Annotated in this window: 15 protein-coding genes; 1 reads left to right on the top strand and 14 read right to left on the bottom strand. The window is 48.2% G+C overall.

Features of this window, described 5'->3' with window-relative positions:
• Nucleotides 1-142: 142 nt before the first annotated feature.
• On the top strand, nucleotides 143-934 hold the full coding sequence (locus tag LL912_RS02950) for a carboxypeptidase-like regulatory domain-containing protein (RefSeq protein WP_235552069.1): 792 nt from the start codon (nucleotides 143-145) through the stop codon (nucleotides 932-934).
• A gap of 21 nt (nucleotides 935-955) precedes the next feature.
• Here LL912_RS02950 and LL912_RS02945 read toward each other — a convergent pair whose 3' ends face one another.
• From LL912_RS02945 to LL912_RS02880, 14 genes are all read right to left on the bottom strand, one after another.
• Nucleotides 956-1402 (bottom strand): hypothetical protein, encoded by a 447-nt coding sequence (locus LL912_RS02945; protein WP_235552068.1) that lies wholly within the window; start codon nucleotides 1400-1402, stop codon nucleotides 956-958.
• Between the two features lie 191 nt (nucleotides 1403-1593).
• Nucleotides 1594-2646: a glycoside hydrolase family 43 protein gene (locus LL912_RS02940; protein ID WP_235552067.1), complete on the bottom strand. Its 1053-nt coding sequence runs from the start codon at nucleotides 2644-2646 to the stop codon at nucleotides 1594-1596.
• Nucleotides 2647-2663: 17 nt separating this feature from the next.
• Nucleotides 2664-4112: an MFS transporter gene (locus tag LL912_RS02935; RefSeq protein ID WP_235552066.1), complete on the bottom strand. Its 1449-nt coding sequence runs from the start codon at nucleotides 4110-4112 to the stop codon at nucleotides 2664-2666.
• Nucleotides 4113-4145: 33 nt separating this feature from the next.
• Complete coding sequence (locus LL912_RS02930; protein ID WP_235552065.1) at nucleotides 4146-5255, bottom strand: endo-1,4-beta-xylanase; 1110 nt, start codon at nucleotides 5253-5255, stop codon at nucleotides 4146-4148.
• A 120-nt stretch (nucleotides 5256-5375) separates the two neighbouring features.
• The gene (locus LL912_RS02925) at nucleotides 5376-6122 is read right to left on the bottom strand and encodes an SDR family NAD(P)-dependent oxidoreductase (protein ID WP_235552064.1); all 747 of its coding nucleotides are present in this window, start codon (nucleotides 6120-6122) and stop codon (nucleotides 5376-5378) included.
• A 39-nt stretch (nucleotides 6123-6161) separates the two neighbouring features.
• Complete coding sequence (locus tag LL912_RS02920) at nucleotides 6162-7214, bottom strand: LacI family DNA-binding transcriptional regulator (protein WP_235552063.1); 1053 nt, start codon at nucleotides 7212-7214, stop codon at nucleotides 6162-6164.
• 261 nt (nucleotides 7215-7475) lie between these two features.
• A complete protein-coding gene (gene xylA / locus LL912_RS02915; RefSeq protein ID WP_235552062.1) occupies nucleotides 7476-8804 on the bottom strand; it encodes a xylose isomerase in 1329 nt (442 codons plus the stop codon).
• Nucleotides 8805-8948: 144 nt separating this feature from the next.
• Nucleotides 8949-10895, bottom strand: a complete 1947-nt coding sequence (locus LL912_RS02910) for a RagB/SusD family nutrient uptake outer membrane protein (RefSeq protein ID WP_235552061.1) — start codon at nucleotides 10893-10895, stop codon at nucleotides 8949-8951.
• A gap of 12 nt (nucleotides 10896-10907) precedes the next feature.
• Nucleotides 10908-14012, bottom strand: a complete 3105-nt coding sequence (locus LL912_RS02905; protein ID WP_235552060.1) for a SusC/RagA family TonB-linked outer membrane protein — start codon at nucleotides 14010-14012, stop codon at nucleotides 10908-10910.
• A 682-nt stretch (nucleotides 14013-14694) separates the two neighbouring features.
• Nucleotides 14695-16056 (bottom strand): glycoside hydrolase family 43 protein, encoded by a 1362-nt coding sequence (locus LL912_RS02900; RefSeq protein ID WP_235552059.1) that lies wholly within the window; start codon nucleotides 16054-16056, stop codon nucleotides 14695-14697.
• A gap of 44 nt (nucleotides 16057-16100) precedes the next feature.
• Nucleotides 16101-17675 (bottom strand): glycoside hydrolase family 43 protein, encoded by a 1575-nt coding sequence (locus LL912_RS02895; protein WP_235552058.1) that lies wholly within the window; start codon nucleotides 17673-17675, stop codon nucleotides 16101-16103.
• A gap of 113 nt (nucleotides 17676-17788) precedes the next feature.
• Nucleotides 17789-19576 (bottom strand): glycoside hydrolase family 43 protein, encoded by a 1788-nt coding sequence (locus tag LL912_RS02890; RefSeq protein ID WP_235552057.1) that lies wholly within the window; start codon nucleotides 19574-19576, stop codon nucleotides 17789-17791.
• A gap of 54 nt (nucleotides 19577-19630) precedes the next feature.
• A complete protein-coding gene (locus LL912_RS02885) occupies nucleotides 19631-20875 on the bottom strand; it encodes an SGNH/GDSL hydrolase family protein (protein WP_235552056.1) in 1245 nt (414 codons plus the stop codon).
• Between the two features lie 11 nt (nucleotides 20876-20886).
• Nucleotides 20887-21741 carry a sialate O-acetylesterase gene (locus LL912_RS02880; RefSeq protein WP_235552055.1) on the bottom strand — a complete coding sequence of 285 codons (855 nt, stop codon included), beginning with the start codon at nucleotides 21739-21741 and terminating at the stop codon, nucleotides 20887-20889.
• Nucleotides 21742-21804 lie beyond the last annotated feature (63 nt).

Here is a 21804-nt window from a genome sequence, read left to right as displayed (position 1 = left end):
GAACCTTTTCTACAATGCGCCAACTCTTATCCAGGTCCCGCCCCGGGGCATCCGTCTAAAAGGTTTGCACAAATGGGCTTTTTCATTTTGCTTGGCGGTGCAGTTTGCGGAGCGAAATATAACAAACCGCTTTTCCAGATTTATGATTTTTTTATTTTTGCATCAAAAAGCAATGGGGAGCAACAAATACCAATTAGCTATTGACAACCCTTGTTTCAACAATACCTGGGCATCGATGCCTAAGGAAGAAAAGGGAAGGCACTGCGCCGTTTGTATCAAAACGGTGGTAGACTTCGCCGATTGGAACGAAGAAGCGATCATCTCCTATTTAAATCAAAAAAATGAACCGGTTTGCGGCAGATTGACACACCGTCAGCTCAACCGTATCATTGAAAACAAGAAGACAACTACCAACCCGATTTTTTATAGAATTGGTGGATTATTCCTGTTATTGGCGGCAGCCGGGCACGCATCTGCTGGCACGGAAAAGACCATCTGCCCGGGGCAGGTTATCTCCTATGACATTGATACCGGAATGTCAGCCTGCAACAATTCAACAATTAGTAATCGCCGCCGGTCAGCCGTTGCTCAAACCGACAGTTCAACAAATATCATAGCGGGGGTCGTAATTGAAGCGTATACGGAAAAGCCGGTGCCTTCGGCTACTGTCTATGTTAAAGGAACCCGCACGAAGACGGAAACCGACAGCTTGGGAAACTTTGAAATTGTGCTTCCGGACAACTACCCGGAACAGGAAATCATGCTGGTCGTAAAAGCAAATGGCTGGGAAAGCGACACCGAAATAACCGTCTCAAGAGGAGCGCTTCCGGTGAAAGACCTGGTCATCAAAAAAAAGGCAGTAGTAGTTGGCGAAATTCAGATAGTGCGGTACAGGAAAAAGCAATGGTGGCAATTCTGGAAGGGGAAACGCTAACCGATAGCGGAGCAACCAGGCTTATTTCTTTTCTTTTACCGGCAGGTAATATTCACTGATCATTATAATTTGCTTTGATTCGTTAAAGTCCAACTGATAAAATTTATACGGATCGGCTTTTGCTTTGGCAAAAAAGCGCTTTTGCAATTCGCTGATCGCGATTTTTTCATCCTGGATTCCGGAACTATAATACCGGAAATCAGGAGCAAGCCTTAGATTTATTGATTTTTTGGAAATACAATCTATAACCGATTTTTCTACTTCCTGCCCTTGCTCGTTATTGTAATATTCCCGTCTGACACTCACACAGCGAAAACTCAGGGACTTACCATGACCATTACTGAGGATTAAAATCCGGGTGGCGACCGTTCCGTTATTGTTCTTTACGTCTGTTGTACAGTTACATTGCGCTTGAGCACTATTTCCTAAAACAAAAGACAAAAAAAGTGTCAGGTATATGGATTTCATCTTTTTGAGATTGTGAATATTCTTTTTTTTACGCCGGTTAAAACAGAACTTAAGTTATAACCGCTCGATATCATTTTATCAAAATCATTTATCGAATTTACGGCTTTTCTTTTCCCGGCAATTCAAAAAACAGCGAACCAACCACACAAAAAAAAAGAGCAATATCCATTGACCAAAGACGCTTTATACGGCTACCCGGGCACCGTTAAGTCCTTATAAGGATCTATCGTCTTTATAAACCCGTGTTCATCGTATTCCATTTTTGCCACCTTGATACTGCGTAGATGGGTTATACCCTTACTTAAACTGCTATCATGGTAAAACAAATACCACGCTCCTTTAAATTCGCAAATGGAATGGTGCGAGGTCCACCCGACTACCGGGTTCAGGATTCTTCCGGCATAGGTAAATGGCCCGTAAGGATGGTTGCCTATGGCATAACAAATAAAATGGGTATCGCCCGTTGACCAGGAGAAATAATACTTCCCGTTGTATTTATGCATCCAGCTGGCTTCAAAAAATCTTCTTTCGCGATCACCTTGCAATAAAGAAGTGCCATCCACATCGGTAATGATCACATCCCGCGGCGATTCCTCAAATTCCAGCAGATCACCGGTAAGCCTTGCCACTTTTGCACATAGGGCCGGCTCATCATCTTTTGGCAAATGCGCGAAGGGATTTTCAGAATCCTCCGCGTTGAAGCTACCGCTCCGCCAGCGTTGCAGCTGACCGCCCCATATGCCGCCGAAATACATGTAGCAACAACCGTCATCGTCTTTAAAGACAGCGGGATCTATCGAAAAGCTGTCTTTAATGGCCTGCGGCTGTGGCTTAAAAGGTCCGGTAGGTGAAGCGCTTGTGGCTACACCGATTTTAAAAATGCCATCGTAGCCTTTTGCCGGAAAAAACAGGTAATATTTCCCGTCTTTTTCGGTGGCATCGGGCGCCCATAACTGTTTTTCGGCCCAGGGTATATCCTTTATATGCAAGGCCATCCCGTTGTCAATAGCCTCCGAGGCAGGGCTGTCCATTGAGATCACATGGTAATCCTCCATAGCAAAGTGGCTTCCCAGGTCATCAAAGGCATCGCCTGCATCTATATCATGCGAAGGATAAATATAAATCTTGCCGTTAAAAACATGCGCCGACGGATCAGCGGTATATATGTGTTTTAGCAACGGCCGGGAAATGGCTTTCTTTTCCAGTTCCTCAAAATTGATATGGTCAACACGTTTTTCCGGCATATGATTCAGGTTTAATTTTATGAATTTCTTTTTTGTCGGAGGTCATTTTCAATTTGCGCCTCTGTTTTTTTATCAATCCTGTAAAAGCATAGCAAACCGACTCCTGTTAAAAACGGGATCGAAGGAAAAACGCTTACAAGCATTTTTACCCCGTTAACCGCAGCAACGGGTTGCGCACCGCCATTAGGAACATATTGATACAGGTCCAGTATCCATGTAAGCAACGCACTTCCCAGGCTCAGGCCTACTTTCAGTCCCACCATCATCGCAGAAAAAATAATAGCAGTGGCCCGGCGGTTATTCTTCCATTCACTGTAATCTGCAACATCCGCAATCATTGCCCATAACAGGGGAATGGTAAGCCCGTAAAAAAAACCATGCAATATCTGGGAGATGAACATCAGCCCTATAAACCGGGGCGGATAGCAAACAAATGCCAGGATAAACAGGGTTGAAATAAAAAGACAAATGCCAAACACATCCCGCTTCCCATACTTGTCGGCAAAACGTTTGGATAGTGTAATGCCCACAATCATAAAAATAATTCCACCGGCATTAAATAAACCAAACCCCGCAGACACGGGATCTTCTCCAAAAAAATCCATCCCGATTTCCGACAGAAACTGAAGAATGGGACGCAGAAAGATGGTAAGCCGTTCTTTGTCTACATAGTTTTTAAAATAATAAACGTAGGCGCCGCCTTTCATCGCCAGTGTCACAAATACCAGGGTTGTAAGGAGCAGCATAATGATCCAGGGTCTGTTTTTTAATAAGTCCTGCAGATCCTGTTTCAAACCAGACTTTTGTTCAGGCTTGGGAATAATACGTTCTTTTGTGGTCAGAAAGGTGATGATCAGCATTACCGTTCCGATAACGGCCAGCCAGGTCATTACTTTTTCTATGCCGGCCGCCTTACTGCCGCCACCGGCCCTTTCGATTATAGACAACATAAATACCTGAACAAAGAACTGGGCAAACATAACCGCAACAAAGCGGTAAGATGAAAGGCTGTTGCGTTCCTGCATGCTGCCGGTAATAACGCCGCTTAATGCGGAATAGGGAAGGTTGTTTGCGGCATAGAACAACAGTAATAGCGTATAGGTAACAACGGCATAGATTAGTTTCCCTTTATAGGAAAAGTCGGGCGTACTAAAAGCCAGTATAGCTATAAGGCCCAGGGGAACCGAGGTCCAAAGGATCCAGGGACGGAATTTCCCCCACCTGGAATGCGTTCTGTCTGCCAATGCCCCAATGACAGGGTTAAAGCCAAAGGCGGCAACCAGGCCCACGATCAGCATCACCAGTGAGGCGTGCCCGGGCGATAACCCATAGATATCTGTATAAAAATAGGCCAGGTAGGTCATCAATGTCTGAAACACCAGGTTGGCAGCCAGATCACCCAGGCTATAGCCTGCCTTTTCCATTACAGAAAGATGCCCGTTTCCGGCAATTCGTTTTGTAGTCATGCTATTTATTTAAAAAGTTTTGAACCGGACCGGTTATTTTTCTCCAACGGCCAATACCCTGTAATAGGCCGGCTTGGGCCTGCCCTGCCTGTCAAACAAAAGCGGGTAATTGGTTCTTCCGGGTATGGGCCAGTTATTGAGCCAGCTCTGCCCATCATGCACTCCCCAAAAAGTAACACGACTGATCTGCTGCTTGTACTTTACCAATATTTTAAACAGCTGTTCATAATCCTTTGCCAGCTGCTCCTCCAGGGCTGCCGGTAACCCATTGGGATAGGGATTCATTTCCGGGTCCGACGCAAATTTCTGACTTACCTCCGCGCCGCTCATATTTTTGGGTCTTGGAAGTACATTAATGTCCAGTTCTGTAATCGCTACTTTAATGCCCAATGCGGAAAAATCGGCGATACTTTGCTCCAGGTCCCTGAAAGGTACCTGTCCCAGGTGCCAATGCCCCTGTATACCCACACCGTCAATTCTCGCGCCGGAGGCCTGTATCTTCCTGATCAATTCAATTGCGCCCCTGCGTTTTGCCGGCTGCTCGATATTATAATCGTTATAATACAAAAGCGTTCCGGGCGCTGCTTCCGCAGCGAGTTTGAATGCTTCCGCAATATAAGAAGGGCCCAGCTTTTCAAAGAAGACCGACCGGCGCAGCGTGCCGTCTTCGTTCAGCGCTTCATTCACTACATCCCAACTGTTTACCCGGCCGGCGTATCTCGACGCAATGGTATGGATATGTTGCTGCATAAATAAACGGAGCGAATCAGGGCTTTTAATCCGGTGCACAAAACCGGGCAATTGACTATGCCAGATAAGCGTATGTCCTACAATGAACATTTGCCGGCGGCTTCCATAGTTTACGTATTCATCCGCCAGTTTATAATCATACCGGTTCCATTGCGGATGTATGGCTTCGCATTTCATGACGTTCTCGGGCGTAATGGCGTTAAACTGTTGCGGTACCAATACGCGGGCACCGGCATCCCTTTCCCCGATCTGACCTGCGCTAAGCGCTGTACCGATTAAAAAATCATTTTTAAAGGCTTCTTTCAGGCTTGCCGGGGCACGACCTATCTTCCGGTTGCCTGCACAGCCGCTGATCAAAGCAGCTATTATTAAAAGAGACCATTTTCTTTTCATAGAAGATCCTGTTTTTTTTAAAGCTATCAATTATTTTATTACCGTTAACCGCTTGTTGTTTTTGCAGACCTGCACCTGCCCAAACAGGGGCCGAACGTAAGACTGTTATCACGGATGCCGTCAAAACCCTATACTATTGCCGCCATCGACGGGTAATACAACTCCGGTTACATATTTTGCAGCATCGCTTACCAGGTAAAGCGCTGCACCGGCCACATCACCCGGCTCACCCATCCTTCCCATTGGCGTGCGGGCAAATACGCGCGCCTTGCGATCCGGATCGCTGTTCAACGCTTTATCCGTCATGGCTGAATATATAAACCCGGGCGCTATGGAATTAACCCGGATCCCCCCAGGCGCGAGTTCCACGGCCATTGCTCTTGTCATTCCGTCAACAGCCGCTTTGGCGGCACTATATGCAATTACCCTGGGGATACCATACAGGGCGGCCATAGAACTGATATTGATAATGCACCCGGTTCCGGCCGGCAACATGTACCGGATCACCTCACGGCTCAACGCAAACACGGCATTTACATTGGTGCACATCACGTTTTGGAATTCTTCATCGGTAACGGCTTCCATATCCTTCTTCATATTGATCCCGGCGTTATTTACCAGGATGTCTATGTGCCCAAACGCTTTTACCACCTCATCAACAAATGCGGGAATGGCTTGCAGGTCCGTTACATCAAGTGTTCGTGCGTGGCATAAGGCTCCGAGGGCTTTTCTGGCCGTATGCAGTTTACCGGCATCGCGCCCGGCAATAATGGTTTCAATGCCGTTTTGAAGGAATGCGGAGGCTATGGCATAGCCCAGGCCTGAACCTCCACCCGTTATTACCGCAATTCTGTTTTCAGATCTCATACATGATTCATTATGATAGATACCCGCCAACCGGGAGATTTATTTTTTACCCAACCCGATAAGGGGCTTTTTCTTTAAGGATGATCGCCGAACGATCAGACCCGAGTTGATGATCACCGTATCGATCTGTCTTATATCGCTTGCCCCCTTTAAATGATTGATGAGCGCCCGGGCGGCCACCTCTCCCATTTCGATACCCGGGTAGTTTACGGTAGTGAGCGAAGGTTCTATCAGATGCGCAATGGCGTCATTATTAAATCCAACTACGGCTATATCCCCCGGTACGGCTACCTGGTTTTCCTTTAATGTTTTGATAAAGGCCGCCGCAACAAAGTCGTTGGTTATAAACGCACCGTCTGGCATCGGCTGCATTCCCAAAATCTTTTCCGCGGAGCTGATCCCAGCATTTTCGCTTAAATTATCAACCATCACCAGGTGGTCTTCAAAAGCCAGTCCAGCCTCATCCAATGCAGCCCTGTATCCTTTGAAACGATCGGTATAAACATTCCGGGCCAGGTTGGAAGTTACATGCGCGATACGCCGGCAACCCTGCTCAATTAAATGCCGGGTAGCTTCGTAACCGCACCGGTAATTATCAATCACAACAACCGTATTGCCCCGCACCCGCTCCACCCGGTCGAAAAAAACAACCGGTACGCCCTTATCCGAAAACCATTTAAAATGGTCATAATTCCGGGTATCGAATGCCAATGATGCAATAATACCGTCTACCCGTTTATTGAAAAGATTCCGGGCATTCGCTACCTCTTTTTCATACCGTTCGGCCGAGTGAGCAATGATCAGATCATAACCGGCTTCAGTGGCGATCTTTTCTACACCAGACAATACGGCATTGCTGAAGTTACTCTTCAGCTCGTGAATCATAAAACCAATCGTATTGGTTTCGCGCACACGAAGGTTCCGGGCAAAATGATTGGCCCTGTACCCCATTTTTTCAGCAAGTTCGAAAATCTTCTTCCTGGTTTTTTTACTTACAACAGGATCATCTTTTAATGCCCTGCTAACCGTTGCAACCGAGATGTTCAGGCTGTCTGCAAGGTCATAAATAGTAATCTCTTTCTTTTTAGACATAGAAGGCGTGCTTGTTAAAAATAAAGATAAAATACAGCTGCATCATACCCCTTTTATACCGATGCTCCCGGAATCCAGCTCTCCGCGCTGTTGTTGCACAGCTGTGCACCGCTGATCTTTTTATGGACAATGCGTCCATATCAATACTCCATAACATTGAAATGACTTAAAATAATTGGGTAACGCATGCGATAGCAGTCGTTTTAATGATCCGTATTACGCAGGACGGTACCTGATCGACAAGAAACCAGCAACTGCAATCTAAAGATACCTGTTGATCATATTCTCCAGGTATTCCTGTCTACCACTAACCCTCGGCGGCTCGCCGGATTCAATAGCGTAGGCATGTAACTCCTCGAGCGTTAAAGCAGCTTTCTCAAACGCGCTGCCTTTTCCTGTATCAAAGGATGCATACCGGTCTTTACGCAGTTGCTTATAACCGGAACTGCTCAATATGGCATCCGCAGTGATCAATGCCCTGGCAAAAGCATCCATACCGCCAATATGCGCATAGAACAGGTCCTGGGGGTCGGTAGAGGTCCTGCGGATCTTTGCATCGAAATTGATGCCGCCTCCCTGCAGCCCGCCGGCTTCCAGAAAGATCAGCATGGCTTCTGTAAGTTCATTAAGATTGTTGGGAAACTGGTCTGTATCCCACCCGTTCTGGTAATCACCCCGGTTCGCATCCAGCGAGCCCAGCACCCCCGCATCGGCCGAAACCTGTAGCTCATGCTGGAAGGTATGGCCCGCCAGGGTAGCGTGGTTGACTTCTATATTTATTTTGAAATCATCCAGCAGGTCCCATTGGCGCAAAAAGCCGATCACGGTTTCGCTGTCGTAATCGTACTGGTGTTTGGTTGGCTCCATGGGCTTGGGTTCGATGAGAAAAGTACCCTTAAAACCATTGCGTCTTGCATAGTCTTTTGCCATATGCAGGAAGCGCGCCAAATGTGCTTTCTCCCGTTTCATATCCGTATTCAGCAGGGTCATATAACCTTCCCTTCCCCCCCAGAATACATATCCATCACCGCCCAGCTCAATAGTGGCATCAATGGCTGTTTTTACCTGTGCTGCCGCATGCGACAATACAAGAAAATCCGGGTTGGTGGCGGCCCCGTTCATATAGCGGGGATTGGAAAACACATTGGCAGTTCCCCATAGCAACTTTACTCCGCTTGCGGCCTGCTGCTGCCTGGCATAGTCCACCAACGCCTGCAAGCGGCGGTCGTTCTCCCTGATATCGCTGCCATAATCTACCAGGTCCACATCGTGGAAACAATAAAACGGCAGCCGCATCTTAGTGATGAATTCAAAGGCCGCGTCCATCTTTTCCTTTGCACGATCCACCGGATCTGCCTTTGCATTCCAGCTAAACAGGTGTGTTCCGGGTCCGAAGGGATCATTACCGTCGTTGCAGAATGAATGCCAATAGGCACAGGCAAAACGGAAATGCTCTTTTAACGTTTTTCCGGCCACCACCCGGTCTTCATCATACCAGCGAAATGCCAGCGGGTTATCAGATCCGGTTCCCTCATATTTTATCTGCGGAATACCCTTGAAATATTCTTTACTACCGAATAAAACGCTCATAACTTACTTATTTAAATTTTTTGTTTGTATATCCATTTATTTTTCACCTTTCCCTCTTCTTCACGGTGTTGCCGGGCGGCAGGCAAATACCCGGGCAAGCTCCCTCAGCGAACACCGGTACTTATCCGAACCAGGCCCGGTATATTACTGATACCCGGGATTTTGATAGGCTTTCTTTTCGGCATCTGACAGTTGCATCCGGTCTATTTGACCCTGCGGAATCGGCCGGAGATAATGGAAGGGCTGAATATTACGCGTAACCGTTGCAGGCGTATGATCTGTTGCATTTACCCCCCCGATCCGGTAGGTAGCGGACAGGGCTGTCCATTTTTGTGTACGTACCAGGTCATACCACCGGTATCCCTCACCGAAATATTCACGGGAGCGTTCTGCCAGGATATAATCGATGTCGATGGTTGCGGGTGTTGCAGCTGTCATTGCGGCGCTGTTATCCGCAATCTTTTCCTTATTGCCATTGTTGTCAAACCGCCATTTACCGGCCCTTGCGCGTATCACGTTGATTAATTCCCTGGCAGACTTGCCGGGCTTTACAGCAGCACCCTTAACTGCGGCTTCAGCAGCAACGAAGTATAATTCTGAAAATTCAGCAATATTAAAGGGGCGGGTTGACGCTGCATTGGGCTGGCCCAAACCACCACCATTGTCTGTTCTGTAAGTGCCCAATTTCCAAAGGCCGGGGTGCCGCAACCGGCTGATGCCTTCAGGTGATATTACGAAATCGGCCCGGCCAGGCAATACACCGGCTCCTACATTGCTTTTATAAACCGAATTGGAATAATCGATTGCTGTTGCCGGCTCATTATTCAAAAACGTTAAAATTGCTTCGCCCGGGTTCACCTGCATAAAGTTTGCATTATACAGCGGCCCGCTGATGCCCGCCTTGTCCCAGTTTCCTCGGTAGGTGGTAACAAAGGTACCGTCGTACCGGGAGTCGTTTACTTTATCGGCAAAGGTTTTTGTAAATACATCGATCGGGGGCGCCATGCGTGTCCAGGGCCGGCCCAGATCCTGCGTGGCAGCACGCTGTACCGAGCTGACGGCAGCCCATGAAGAGGCGCTGGAGCTGCTCCGGATATTGGTATAGTTCCAGGTCATCATCCAGACTGCGAAGTTGTCTGGCGCACCGCCGCTGCCATACGTAAGACTGCTGCCATTATAAAGCTCACTGGTTTCCGTATGATCGGCGTATAAAAGCATTTCACTATTCCGGTCGTTCGAGCCAAGATGTACATCATAATAAGTTGGCTGCAAGGCAAAAGGGCCTGGATTATCGATGGCAAACGCCGCCATGTCGTAGGCCTGCTGAAAATACCATTGCGCATCATGCCCGTTGGGATCAGTCCTTGTTGCTTCCGGATAGGTAGGTATATTGCCGGGATTCTGCAACCACCAGCCATAAGTCAGATACGCCTTCGCCAGGTACAAACGGGCCAGCGTTTTGGTAGCGCCCCCCTTTACACGTCCCGCATCGGGCAGCTGATCCACCGCTGCTTTCAGATCGGGGAAAATGGCCTTTGTATATACTTCCGGAACCGTGTTACGCGTTGATACGCGTACAGGATTGATATTAAAGCGCAGTTCCCCGCTTCCCAGGTCGAGCGGAACGCCGCCGTAGGTTTGCACCAACAGGAAATAATCAAATGCTCGAAAAAACTGTGCCTCTGCTATCAATGCAGCGGAAAGGCCCACGGAGTTTGCGTTTTCGATAATACCGCTCGCCGTATTGATGCTGGCAAATGTATTGTCCCACACGATACTGGTAGGAAAACTGGTGGGGGTAATATTGCCTGCACCCGACATATCCATATCCTTAAAATTACCGTCTGCACTCTGCGCCCAGGTAGCTTCATCCGTACCGGTGAGACATGCATTGTAATAATAAGCCTGTCCGTATACCCAGCGCAAATTGGCATAAAGCGCCGTAATGCCTCCCCTTACGCCTTTTTCGGTTTTGAAATATTCGGGAGTAAAGGTGCTGCGGGGTTGTTCGTCCAGTATCCTGGAGCAGCCGGCAAGTACAGCACTAACCAAGAGGATACCCCATATTTTTTGTAGCCGCATCTGTTTCATGTGTTCTGATTTTTAAAATGTCAGGTTCAAACCCAATATATAATTTCTTGTAGCCGGTGTATTGGTACCAATCGTAAGAATTCTCGATTGATAGGAGGCTACCGCCGCATTTTCATTTCCATAGGAATTGGTTTCCGGGTCCATGCCCGATTCCCTGTAGTACGGAGCGAATAAAACAAACGGATTCTGAACGGTGAAGTAGGTTCTCAATCTTGTTCCGGTGTTTTTCAACAGGCTGTGATTAAAATCATACCCCAGGGAGATGGTGCGCAGTTTTAAAAACGAGGCGTTAAAGTATCCAAGCGTACTGCCGTATTTGGGATTATCGCCGCTAAGCGGCCCTGCCGGGTTGGGATATTTTGCGTCGGTATTTTCCGGCGTCCAGTAGTCCACCTTCACATTATTATTCCGGGAGGTGAGGGTATTTAAATACCCCCCGGATCCGTACAGCGTGCTCACCAGCAGCCCGCCGCTTTTAAACAATCCCACCAGGCTCAGGTCAAAACCCTTATAGCCCACGCGTGTGTTAAAGCCGCCTTCCAACTTGGGATCCACATCCATGATCTGCCGGTCGTCTGCACCAATCGCCCGTTCCGGCGTGCCATCCTCTTTATACCCGCCGGTATATTTTACTTTGATCATTCCTGTTTTTCCACCAGGCTCCAATATATTCAGGTAGGGGTCCCCCTCCTGCCATAAACCAATTTTTTCATAGTCGTAAATGGCATTAATATTATGGCCAACAAACCAGGCATTCCCCACATCGCGGGTTTGTCCGGAGGCCAGTGCCACCAGCTTGTTCCGGTTGGCATACAGGTTGAAGCCGGCATCCCATGTCCATCCGTTCCGGTTGTCAATAATGGTACCATTCAGGCTAAACTCCAGTCCTTTGTTTTGCGTACGTCCTATATTCGCGGTATAATTGCTAACCCCCGAAGTAGGCGGCAGATCGAGGCTTAATAAAAGATCCTTTGTATTGGTAACATAGTACTCAATCGTACCCGAGAGCCGGTTGTTAAACAACCTGAAATCCAGGCCATAGTTATACGTTTCCGAGTATTCCCATCCCAGGTTGGAATTCGGCAATTGCGTAACATAATAACCGGTGGCATAGGTGTCGTCGCCAAAATTATAGGGCCGGGTACTTAATTGCCCCAGGGTAGCATATGGGTTAATGGCCTGGTTCGAGGTTTGGCCATAACCGGCACGCAGTTTCAATGCATTCAGCCAGCTTATATTTTGCATGAAGCGTTCGCTTGACAGATTCCAGCCCGCCGATATCGCAGGATAGGTATGCCGCTGATGCCCCCTGGCAAGCCGCGAAGAAGCATCAGAACGCAATGTGGCCGCTATCATATACCGGTTGTCATAAGCATACATCACACGGCCCATCCATGACATAAGCCCCCACATATAATAGCCCTGGTTATTGGGGTCTACCGTAATTTCCCCATCAGCACGGCCCAGGTTATAAAACTGGAAATCTTCCGCCTGGATATCTTTTGCCGACATAGAGGATCGATTGTATTTCTGCTGTTCTGTAGAATAAAGCGCCGTAAGGTTAATATTGTGTTTTTGTGCAATTGTTTTGTCGTATGTAAGCAAATTTTCCAACGTCCAGTGATAGGTATGCGCATTGCTGATACCGGCAGTGGACACCGTAGCAGGATTTATGGCATTGATACCCTCACCTGTGAAATTGCCGTTGTTACTCTGTATAAAATCAAGCCCAAGATTCATCCGATATTTCAGCCCCCGGATCCAGGGAATTTTTACTTCCCCGTACAATGCGTTATAGGTTGCAAACCCTCTGGTCTCATTCAGCCAAAGCCCCTCCCGCTGCAGGCGCTCCACAATAGATCTTGTTAGTACATAGCTTTCCCCCAGGGAGGTTTTTACCGTGCGTTTCAGGCTTCCATCTTCTTTGTACGGATTGGCAAGCGGCGAATTGGCAAGCGCGCCAAATAACCCCAGCTGGTCGCTCTCGTTTATACTGTAATTATTATTGGTTGTAAACCCGAAGCGAAAATATTTGCCAACCTGCTGATCCACAGCTGACCGTATCGAATATCGCGTGTAACGTTGCGTTGGGATCACACCCTGGTTCCGGTAGTACCCAAGCCCTACATTGTAGCTGCCCGATTCAGCACCGCCGGTAAGGGTTATATCATGGCTGTTTACCGTGCCCGTTCTGTACAGAAGCTTCTGCCAGTCTACATTTACATCATCTGCCTCATCGACCCCGTTGGTAAAAAGCCCGGCCGCTTTTCGCAGCGCTGCAAACTCGCTTCCATTCATCATGGGGTACCTGGCAAATACCGTTTGCGCTCCAAAATACGGATTATAAGAAAGGGTGGCCTTTCTTCCGGTTTGACCCTTATTGGTGGTAATCAGTATCACACCGTTTGCGCCCCTTGAACCATAGATGGCCGTTGCGGATGCGTCTTTAAGCACATCAATGCTTTTTATATCATTTGGATTCAGGTCTGCGACAGACCCCGGAAAAGGGATTCCGTCTAACACAATGAGCGGGTTGTTATCCGCCGTTAGCGAGCGCGTTCCGCGGATCCGGATCTGCATGGCAGCTCCCGGCTTAGTAGAAGTCTGGTTCATTTGCACGCCCGCCAGGCGCCCCTGCAATGCCTGGGAGATATTGGGTGCCGGCACCTCCCTCATTTTATCACCGCCGATGGATGCCACGGATCCTGTAACCGCTTCCTTCCGCTGTGTGCCATATCCCACCACGATGATCTCATCCATTTGCTTTTGCAGCGCTTCCAGTACGACCGTAACCTGGGACTGGTTTAAAACGGGCACTTCCTGCTGCGCATAGGAAACAGCGCTGACCACCAACACGCCTGTTGCCGGTGCTTCAATTCTAAACGCTCCATTTTTGTCTGCATTTGTGCCAACGGAGGTTCCCTTTACCAGGATGGAAGCGCCGGATACCGGCCCGCCTTCCGCATTGGTAACCCTTCCGCTCACCCGGATGGTTTGCGCTGAAGCAATCCATGGGGCAACGAGTAAGGCCAGCAGGTACAGCAAGCGTTTCAGCCGGGTTGCCGGCGTAGCGTAGAAACCGCAAATCGTTCGTTGTTTTCGAAGTACTTTTTTCATTCGTAACTATTTATTGATTTGATCGAATGCCAGCTTTGACAAAAAATTTTCATTTCCTTTCGGATAAAATGAACACTTTCCCGTGCCGGCTTTATCCGGTTATTCTTTTTCAAAGTAGTGCCCGCCCCGAAGGTTTGGGGAAATTCGCATAGCTCATTCTGCTTTATGGGAAAAATATCCTGCGCTGCATTTTCGTTATCATCATTACCTGTTCAGAAAGCGTGTGTAAAAAAACCTGGGCCGGAACGTTTAAAATAAACCGGATGTCAATCGGTTACAACCACCCTTCCATCCCTGACGCCTTTTAACTGCAAGCATTTTGTCCAATGGCCTCAAACGGGTTTTTGTCACTGCAAGCCTCGTATTATGTAATCGATTACAATTTTAACTTAAAAAAATGCTCCCGCGGGAGTCCTGTTGTTTGTCACTTGTTCCATTCCAAAAATAGAGCGCCCGTCAAAAATCCTGTTTAACAAATGTTGAAATCATTGTAACAAATGTTGAAATCATTGATCAACAAATCATAAATCCCTGTTTTATTGCACATTACAATTATTTCGACATCTGCTAACCGTTCAGAGATGAACTGCAAACCCTTAATGCATAGCCGGCCCCAGATGAATTGCGCCCGAACGAAGAAAAACAACCAGCAGGATGCGGTCCCTTGCCGGAAAATCCAAACTCAAATAAACCGCCAGTAGTCGAAATAAAGGATACCGGATGCCGCTTTTCCTTTACAAACGAAGTAGATATTGTGAACGCCAGTTATTTTTTTATCGAGTTTTATCTCCGGCAAGGCCCAGCGGTCGCTGCCGCCGGTCATTGGAACTTTTAGTATCCCCGCCAACGGCCCTTGCAGGCTATCGAGCCTTATTTCCATTGTAACGCCGCTGTTATGCGTGGTGCCCACCCGGGCAGAAAACGCTGATGCGCCCCGGCTGCCGAAATCTACATTTTGAACGCTGCTGTAGGCGCCGTTGTTCGTTGCCATAACAAAAACTCCTACTTTTTCATTTTGCAGCGCCTTCATTCCCTCGGACCAGGATATGGTTTCGGCCTGAACCAGCTGGTAAGGATTGAGCGTAGCAATACCCTTTTGAATTCCGCCCGTCATTTTAAAGGGCGTTATCGATCCGTCCTTATTAAATTTCAATTCTTCTACGCAAACAGACCGGTTAAAACCACTCCCCCCGGGCAAGGCTCCGTTATGATAGAAAAAATAGGTCTTGCCTCTGAAATCGATCACTCCCGGATGATTGGTGAATGATTTGCCCTCCGCAGGCATGATAATGCCGCCATAGGTCCAGGGCCCCCGGGCGCTTTTGCTTGTAGAATAGCCTATAAATTCCGGCAACGGCCCTCCCGGCCAAAAAAGATAATAAAGGCTGTTCCGTTTATACAGCCACGGTCCTTCTTCATACTTTGCGGGTCTTTTGGGATCCCCCTCCCGTTTTCCGAAAGCGGCTTCCGTCATCGGCACTTCTATAATAGCTCCCGAGTAAGAGATCATGTCTTCATTGAGTTTTACATACTTCAATTGGGGATTGCCCCAATACATATGCGCCTGCCCATCATTGTCGATAAAAACAGTCGGGTCGATATCCCCCCAGTCGCTTTGCACCAACGGCTTACCCAAAGGATCATAAAAGGGACCGAAAGGACTATCGGCGACAGCCACCCCGATGGCTCCGCGATTATTAACTTTCGAGATCATGGGCGTGTACAGGTAAAACCTGCCGTTTTTTTCAACGCATTGTGCGGCCCATGCATCGCCTTTTCCCCATTCGAAATCCGAGTACGACAATATAATGCCGTGATCGGTCCAATTCACCATATCGTTGGTTGAATATACTTTCCAGTTATTCATTGTAAACCAGGTAGACTCATCTTCATCGTGCGTTGTATACACATAAAGCCTGTCGTTGTAAACCATCGGGGCGGGATCAGCGGTATACATGGTTTGCACGATAGGGTTCTGTGTGCTTGCGGCTATCCCGCAAAGCATCAGCGATAGCAGGAACCCGTTCTTCTTAAAAAGTTTCATTCGTATGTATTTTTAGTTCGCAGCTTCACTGCCGGAAAGCCACCCTATCGTGTATCGATCCGGAAATAGTCAAAATCGGCGTGTCCGCCAATATGCTTAGTAGCGTAATTAAACAAACCAAACCGGTATCCCATAAAATGAGGAATGGTATAGGCCATTTTTAATGGTGTGCCTACTGGATTCCATTTTTGTCCGTCAAGGCTATAAAAAAAGTTGGCTAAATCTTTCTTATTGGTAAAATCGCAGGTCGCTTTCAGGTATACTTTTTGATGATTTAAGGGTATGCGCGCCGCTTCTTCCGGTTTACCGGTTGTTGCATTTATCATTACAACAGCTTTTGAATGACCGCTGATCCTGACACCCAGTAAACCATAGTTCTTTTGCAAGAGACAAATACCGGCAAAATCACCATCTTTCATTCCGGCAACATCCAGCGCAGTAATGCCTGAAGATACCGGCCCGATCGTGCGCTGTGTTAGTGTATTTTTAGCCTGGAGGAAATCATTTTCTACCCGCCCGGCGGTTAAACGCAGGTATCCGCTTCTTGCATTCACCGACCACAGGCTGTTTTCCGGGTTATGATTCCATTGCCAAACCAGGGGCAAAGCCGGTTCCTCTTTTTTACGGGTGAACTCATCAGAAGCAACAATGCCCGGCATGAATCCTTTACTTGCCGGAAGATCCAATGTATCCGGCACTTTACCGTTTTCGTCTCCAATTACCGGCCAGCCATCCACCCATTTTACCGGCACCAAATAAGGTATCCGCCCCACTGCTCCATAATCCCGGAACAGGTAGGCAAACCATCGCCCTTCGGGCGTATCAATCAATCCGCCCTGCGCCACGCCTTTATCCTGAAGGCCAACCCTTCCCTCCCAGGGGCCGGTAATTTTATCAGCACGATGAATAATTACAGAGCGCTGTCCGCCCGGAGGCCAGGCAATATTAAACAGGTAATATCTGCCGTTCACTTTAAATAACTGCGAACCTTCTGCCGGCAGGCCACCGCGGGTTCCTTCCGGGATCGCAGGCAATGTAGCATTTTCAATGACCACGCGATCGGTTCCTTCCTTAATACCGCTAAGGTCATCTTTCAGTTCCACCAATCTTAATTTACCCCCGCCATATAACATGTAAATTTTACCATCGTCGTCAAAAAACAATGAATGATCATGCATCATGGGCTTAAAAGCCACCGCCTTCCACGGCCCCTTTTCTATATCCCTGGTTGAATAGATATAGGTTTTTCCCGTGGTTTGTGCAAAAGTAGATAGGTAATAAGTACCGCTATGATAGCGAATGCTGCTGGCCCATGATCCGCGGCCGTATGTACTTTTGCCGTTATCAAGATTCATTGCATCCACGCCCACACGGTTTAAGGTATCGTATGCATAACCAATTATTTTCCAATTTACGAGATCTGTAGATTTCATAACAGGCAGGCCCGGACTCATGTGCATGGTCGTACTGCTCATATAGTAGTTTTTACCTACACGCAGGATAGAAATGTCCGGGACATCGGCAAAAATGACGGGGTTGGCTGCCTGTTCTTTTACCTGTGCATAAAGCCCCCCAAAAGAAGCTATTAAAAAAAGGAGCGCGCTAAAAAAATTTTTCATCCGTGGATTTTTTAGTTTGTAGCGTGGCTGCGTTTCTTCCGGATAGAACGCCCTGTTTTTACCGGCCGCGAAACGCATTCCATATGCGTTCTTTTTACCATTAAATGAGTGGATCAGGGCTGCAGGTCGTTGCCCGAAGTAGCATACAAACCAATCAAAGCACCCGTAAAGCCGCCCGCGACGTTGGTTGAAAGAATATCGCCCGATACCGGCTCTCCGACATTTTGAAAGTTGATACCGCCTGTTGCATAGCTAAACGTATATTCATCCTGCTGAGAAGCGGCCACTTTTAACTGAAGCGGCTTCTTTATATCAATTTTTGTGCTGGCGATGACGGTTGACCGCACAGTACCACCCGGACGCGGAGGACCTGCCTGTTTTTCCCGCTCCGTTTTCGCCAATACCAGGTAATACCCGTTATCCTTTTTGGTAACTCCAAATACATAGTTAAAGGCTTCACCTTGATAACAGACGATACCCGCAAGATCTTTAGGAGACCCCGGTGTGTAGGTCATCGTTACCGTGGCTTCAAAACTGGCATGCTGCTGTCGGTGGAATAAAGCAGAAACCGGCGCTACGGCTTTAATGTTCGCCTCAAACGGCCTGATGCTTACCCCGCCCTTTGGAACAATCGTAATGAAATCCTCGCGCGGGCCTCTCATCGCGATCCACCTGTGGTCCAGATCCGGTGCTGTAAAAAGATCTGTGAACGTGAAGTTACCGTTGGGAAAAAATCCGCTCCGGCCGGTTTGGTTCCGGACACCATCGGGCATTTTCAATTTGGGCTTAAGCGGTACCAGTCCATTTTCAAAAACGGGATAAGTACCGCTCCAGTCTACCGGCAGCATAAAGGTTTCCCGGCCGGTGTTTACGCGATCTTTGGCATTGGGACGGATGCCCAAAAAAACGGCGTAATATTTACCGTCTTTACCTTCCACCAGGTCGGCATGACCCGCCCAGTCTACTTTATTTTTTCTTTCTTTAGAAAAATACCGTTGCGTAAGAATGGGGTTATTCGGTGCAGGCACAAATGGTCCCCTGGGGCTATCACTCATAAAAATCACTTCGCTATGCCAGTCGCCGGTACCGCCCTCGGCACACATCAAATAGTATTTTCCGTTTTTCTTATACATATGTGGTCCTTCGATCCAGATGGGCTTTTGGGATAGATCGACTCCCCCATCCACCAGCACCACATCAGAGCCCGGGATTACTTCATCTTTCTCCAGGTCATACGCCCATAGTTTGATGATCCTATGTCCGTTGTACAAAATCTTAGACCGGTCGGCATACTCATCATTATGTACCACGTAGGCCTTGCCGTCATCATCAAAAAACATCGACGGATCAATCCCGGGGAAATTGAGTTTTTTTACTTCGCCCCAGCCTTTAAAAGGATCTTTTGTTTTAACCACCATATTGCCGATGCCGCCCGCAATTTGCGTGGTGATCATATAAAAAGTCTGGTTGTGGGGATTGTATTTGATACAGGGTGCATAGATGCCTGCCGAAATACCGGCCTTATCCACTTTAAGCTGCGAGGGCCGGTCCAGAACATGGCCGATCTGTTTCCAGTTGACCAGGTCGGTAGAATGAAAAATGGGCACACCCGGGAACATGGAAAAGGATGAATTTACCAGGAAATAATCATCACCCCGGCGGCAAATACTGGGATCGGGGTAACAGCCCTGGAGAACCGGGCTATAAAATTCATCCTCCTTCAACGGATTACCGGCATAAACGGCATCGTTCCCGGTATAGGAAAAACGGGTAAAGACCGGAACGCCGGTGCCCATCGCCGCCGGTCCATTTTTTTTCTTTTGGGCGGATGCATCCGGCGAAAACATCAGCAAGGCTGCGAATATCACCGGCAGCAACCGGAACAAGTTAAACTTCATCATTATACTCAATTTAATAAGTGTTTTTTTATATCGAAAACAAAATCGTATTATTATTTACCTGGTGAATAATTTCAAATCAACCGCTGCGCCCATTTTTTTATACCCGGCTTCATTCGGATGCAGCCAGTCGTGATCATGCAGGTGAGGCAATATTTTCTTCACATCATCCGGATCGCGCATGATTTTATCAAAATCGATCACCGCATCAAATTTATCGGTAGTCCGGATCCATTCGTTTACCACATCTCTTGCCTGCTGCCGGAAAACGGTATCGTAAAAAGATTGCTCAAAAGGCAGGATGGTACAGCCATATACTTTAATGCCTTTCGCGTGGGCTTTATCCGCCATCAACGTGTAGGCCGCTATCAGTTCCTGTGCGATTCCGGGCGCTTCTCCCGCATTTTTGATGCCGCCAATATCATTGATCCCTTCCAGTATCAGCAGGTACTTAACCCCGCTTTGTGAAAGGATATCCCTGTTAAACCGGTTTAACGCTGTGGGCCCGAGGCCTCCCCGCAACACGCAATTACCTCCGATACCCAGGTTAAGCACCGCAGCGTCTTTTGTGGCCGCGTTGTGTAACAATCTTCCAGATAAAATATCCGTCCACCGGTTTTGCTTATTGGTACCAGAACCCCGTCCATCGGTAATGGAATTGCCTAAAACCGCTATGGCAAAGGCGCCCGGAGCGGCAATTACATCTATGCCGCTGATCACATACCAGTGATCGGTTTTAACGGCGTTCTTAAAGTCAACAGCAGTAACATGGTTGCCGCTAAGGATATAGGAGGTGGTGCGCGAGCCGGGGTGACCCGTGACAGCGGACGCTACCTGGCCGAAACAGGTCGTAACGGCCAGCCTTACGCCGGGTGTAAGTTTAAAAGATAAGGGATCGGAAAACACCTCGCTTCCGGGCTGTATGGTTACCGATCCGTTGCCGCCGAATTTCAGCAATTGTTGCGTGGAAGCTTCAATGCGGCCGCCTTCCCCAGCCAGGGCAATCGCTGTGCTATTGATCGTAACCGGTTGTTTGCCGAATATATTGGAAAAACGGAGGCGCAGCGTTTCGCCACCTGCTGATACACGTACGACCTGCCTGATCGTGTTATTGGCCAAACCAGGCGGTGGAGGCATATTATGGGCTTCTACGAGTTGTGGTGCTGCAGCCCAGGAGCCCACCCAGTTTGAGGGTTTTGCAGTGATCATCTGTTTACTGCCCGCGCAGGAAAACAGGATGGCCACTGCCCATATCATACCTAGCAGCCTCTGCCCTACTTTTATGTTCCCTGAATCATTCATCCTGTCTTATTTTATTCTGTTGCAATGTTCTTACCCGTTAACCCGAGCATTACCGCGGCATACCGTTTGCCCAGCTTCCGGTAACCCGCGGCGCTGAAGTGCAGCCGGTCACCGACACCTTCGCAACCAGCAGACGGAACAATATGGGCCGTAGGAATGGTTTGAGGCAGGGTGCGGATGATTTTATTCATGCCGGCGCAGGCTCCGTTCTGGTCTTCAGGTACCAGTTCACCGGCCAGCAGGGGCACTTCTTTTGCCGCAAGCCCCAGCTCCTTTAACAGGTTTTCGTATACCTTCTTTACCTTCTGCGGCCACAGGGTATCGCCTGTGTTTGATTCCCCCTGATGCAATAAAATACCTTTGATCACACCGTCTTTCTGCGCCAGCTTAGCCATTTCTACCAATCGCCGGTATGGATTTCCGCCATATTCCTGAATCATATTTTTCATCCAGCCGGGTTGTCTTGCTGCATAAGACGCACAGCTATCCTCGTCAAATAACTCGATCCGGCATCCGCCAACGGAAACATTGATCATGCCTACCCTTGTTTCAGGCGGAAGGTTTTGCACCATTGTTCTTCCGAAATAATCTGCCGGGCCAAGGCCGGTATAACAACGTGTAAGGGGTGGTACCGCCGCGTACCAGCTGCCCATTGTTCGTCCCCGGTTATCGCAGGTTACCGCCGCCAATACTTTAAAGCGATCACTGATGCCCGCACTGTCCTGCACCTGCGGCCGGGCAGCGCCCTCCATATTCGACTGCCCAAGGCATAAGTAAATATGAAAATTTTTGTCCTGCGCCCCGCTATTACCGGCAACAGCGATGGCCATACTTAAAAGCAACAAATACAATGTTCGTTTTTTCATATTGAAATAAATTTATGTAAGGTATACTGTTATCTGCCAGAAGTGCACGGAACAACAACGTCC

It is taken from the genome of Niabella agricola (genome assembly GCF_021538615.1).
Classification (GTDB): Bacteria; Bacteroidota; Bacteroidia; order Chitinophagales; family Chitinophagaceae; genus Niabella; species Niabella agricola.
The sequence above is the reverse complement of the archived record's forward strand: the minus strand, read 5'-3'. Positions and strand labels throughout refer to the sequence as shown.

What these genes read in the sequence shown, in the direction of transcription:
- LL912_RS02880 (WP_235552055.1), bottom strand. Translation starts at nt 21,741, where the DNA reads ATGAAAAAACGAACATTGTATTTGTTGCTTTTAAGTATGGCCATCGCT.
- LL912_RS02890 (WP_235552057.1), bottom strand. Translation starts at nt 19,576, where the DNA reads ATGATGAAGTTTAACTTGTTCCGGTTGCTGCCGGTGATATTCGCAGCC.
- LL912_RS02945 (WP_235552068.1), bottom strand. Translation starts at nt 1,402, where the DNA reads ATGAAATCCATATACCTGACACTTTTTTTGTCTTTTGTTTTAGGAAAT.
- LL912_RS02940 (WP_235552067.1), bottom strand. Translation starts at nt 2,646, where the DNA reads ATGCCGGAAAAACGTGTTGACCATATCAATTTTGAGGAACTGGAAAAG.
- LL912_RS02950 (WP_235552069.1), top strand. Translation starts at nt 143, where the DNA reads ATGATTTTTTTATTTTTGCATCAAAAAGCAATGGGGAGCAACAAATAC.
- xylA (WP_235552062.1), bottom strand. Translation starts at nt 8,804, where the DNA reads ATGAGCGTTTTATTCGGTAGTAAAGAATATTTCAAGGGTATTCCGCAG.
- LL912_RS02910 (WP_235552061.1), bottom strand. Translation starts at nt 10,895, where the DNA reads ATGAAACAGATGCGGCTACAAAAAATATGGGGTATCCTCTTGGTTAGT.
- LL912_RS02905 (WP_235552060.1), bottom strand. Translation starts at nt 14,012, where the DNA reads ATGAAAAAAGTACTTCGAAAACAACGAACGATTTGCGGTTTCTACGCT.
- LL912_RS02935 (WP_235552066.1), bottom strand. Translation starts at nt 4,112, where the DNA reads ATGACTACAAAACGAATTGCCGGAAACGGGCATCTTTCTGTAATGGAA.
- LL912_RS02885 (WP_235552056.1), bottom strand. Translation starts at nt 20,875, where the DNA reads ATGAATGATTCAGGGAACATAAAAGTAGGGCAGAGGCTGCTAGGTATG.
- LL912_RS02930 (WP_235552065.1), bottom strand. Translation starts at nt 5,255, where the DNA reads ATGAAAAGAAAATGGTCTCTTTTAATAATAGCTGCTTTGATCAGCGGC.
- LL912_RS02895 (WP_235552058.1), bottom strand. Translation starts at nt 17,675, where the DNA reads ATGAAAAATTTTTTTAGCGCGCTCCTTTTTTTAATAGCTTCTTTTGGG.
- LL912_RS02900 (WP_235552059.1), bottom strand. Translation starts at nt 16,056, where the DNA reads ATGAAACTTTTTAAGAAGAACGGGTTCCTGCTATCGCTGATGCTTTGC.
- LL912_RS02925 (WP_235552064.1), bottom strand. Translation starts at nt 6,122, where the DNA reads ATGAGATCTGAAAACAGAATTGCGGTAATAACGGGTGGAGGTTCAGGC.
- LL912_RS02920 (WP_235552063.1), bottom strand. Translation starts at nt 7,214, where the DNA reads ATGTCTAAAAAGAAAGAGATTACTATTTATGACCTTGCAGACAGCCTG.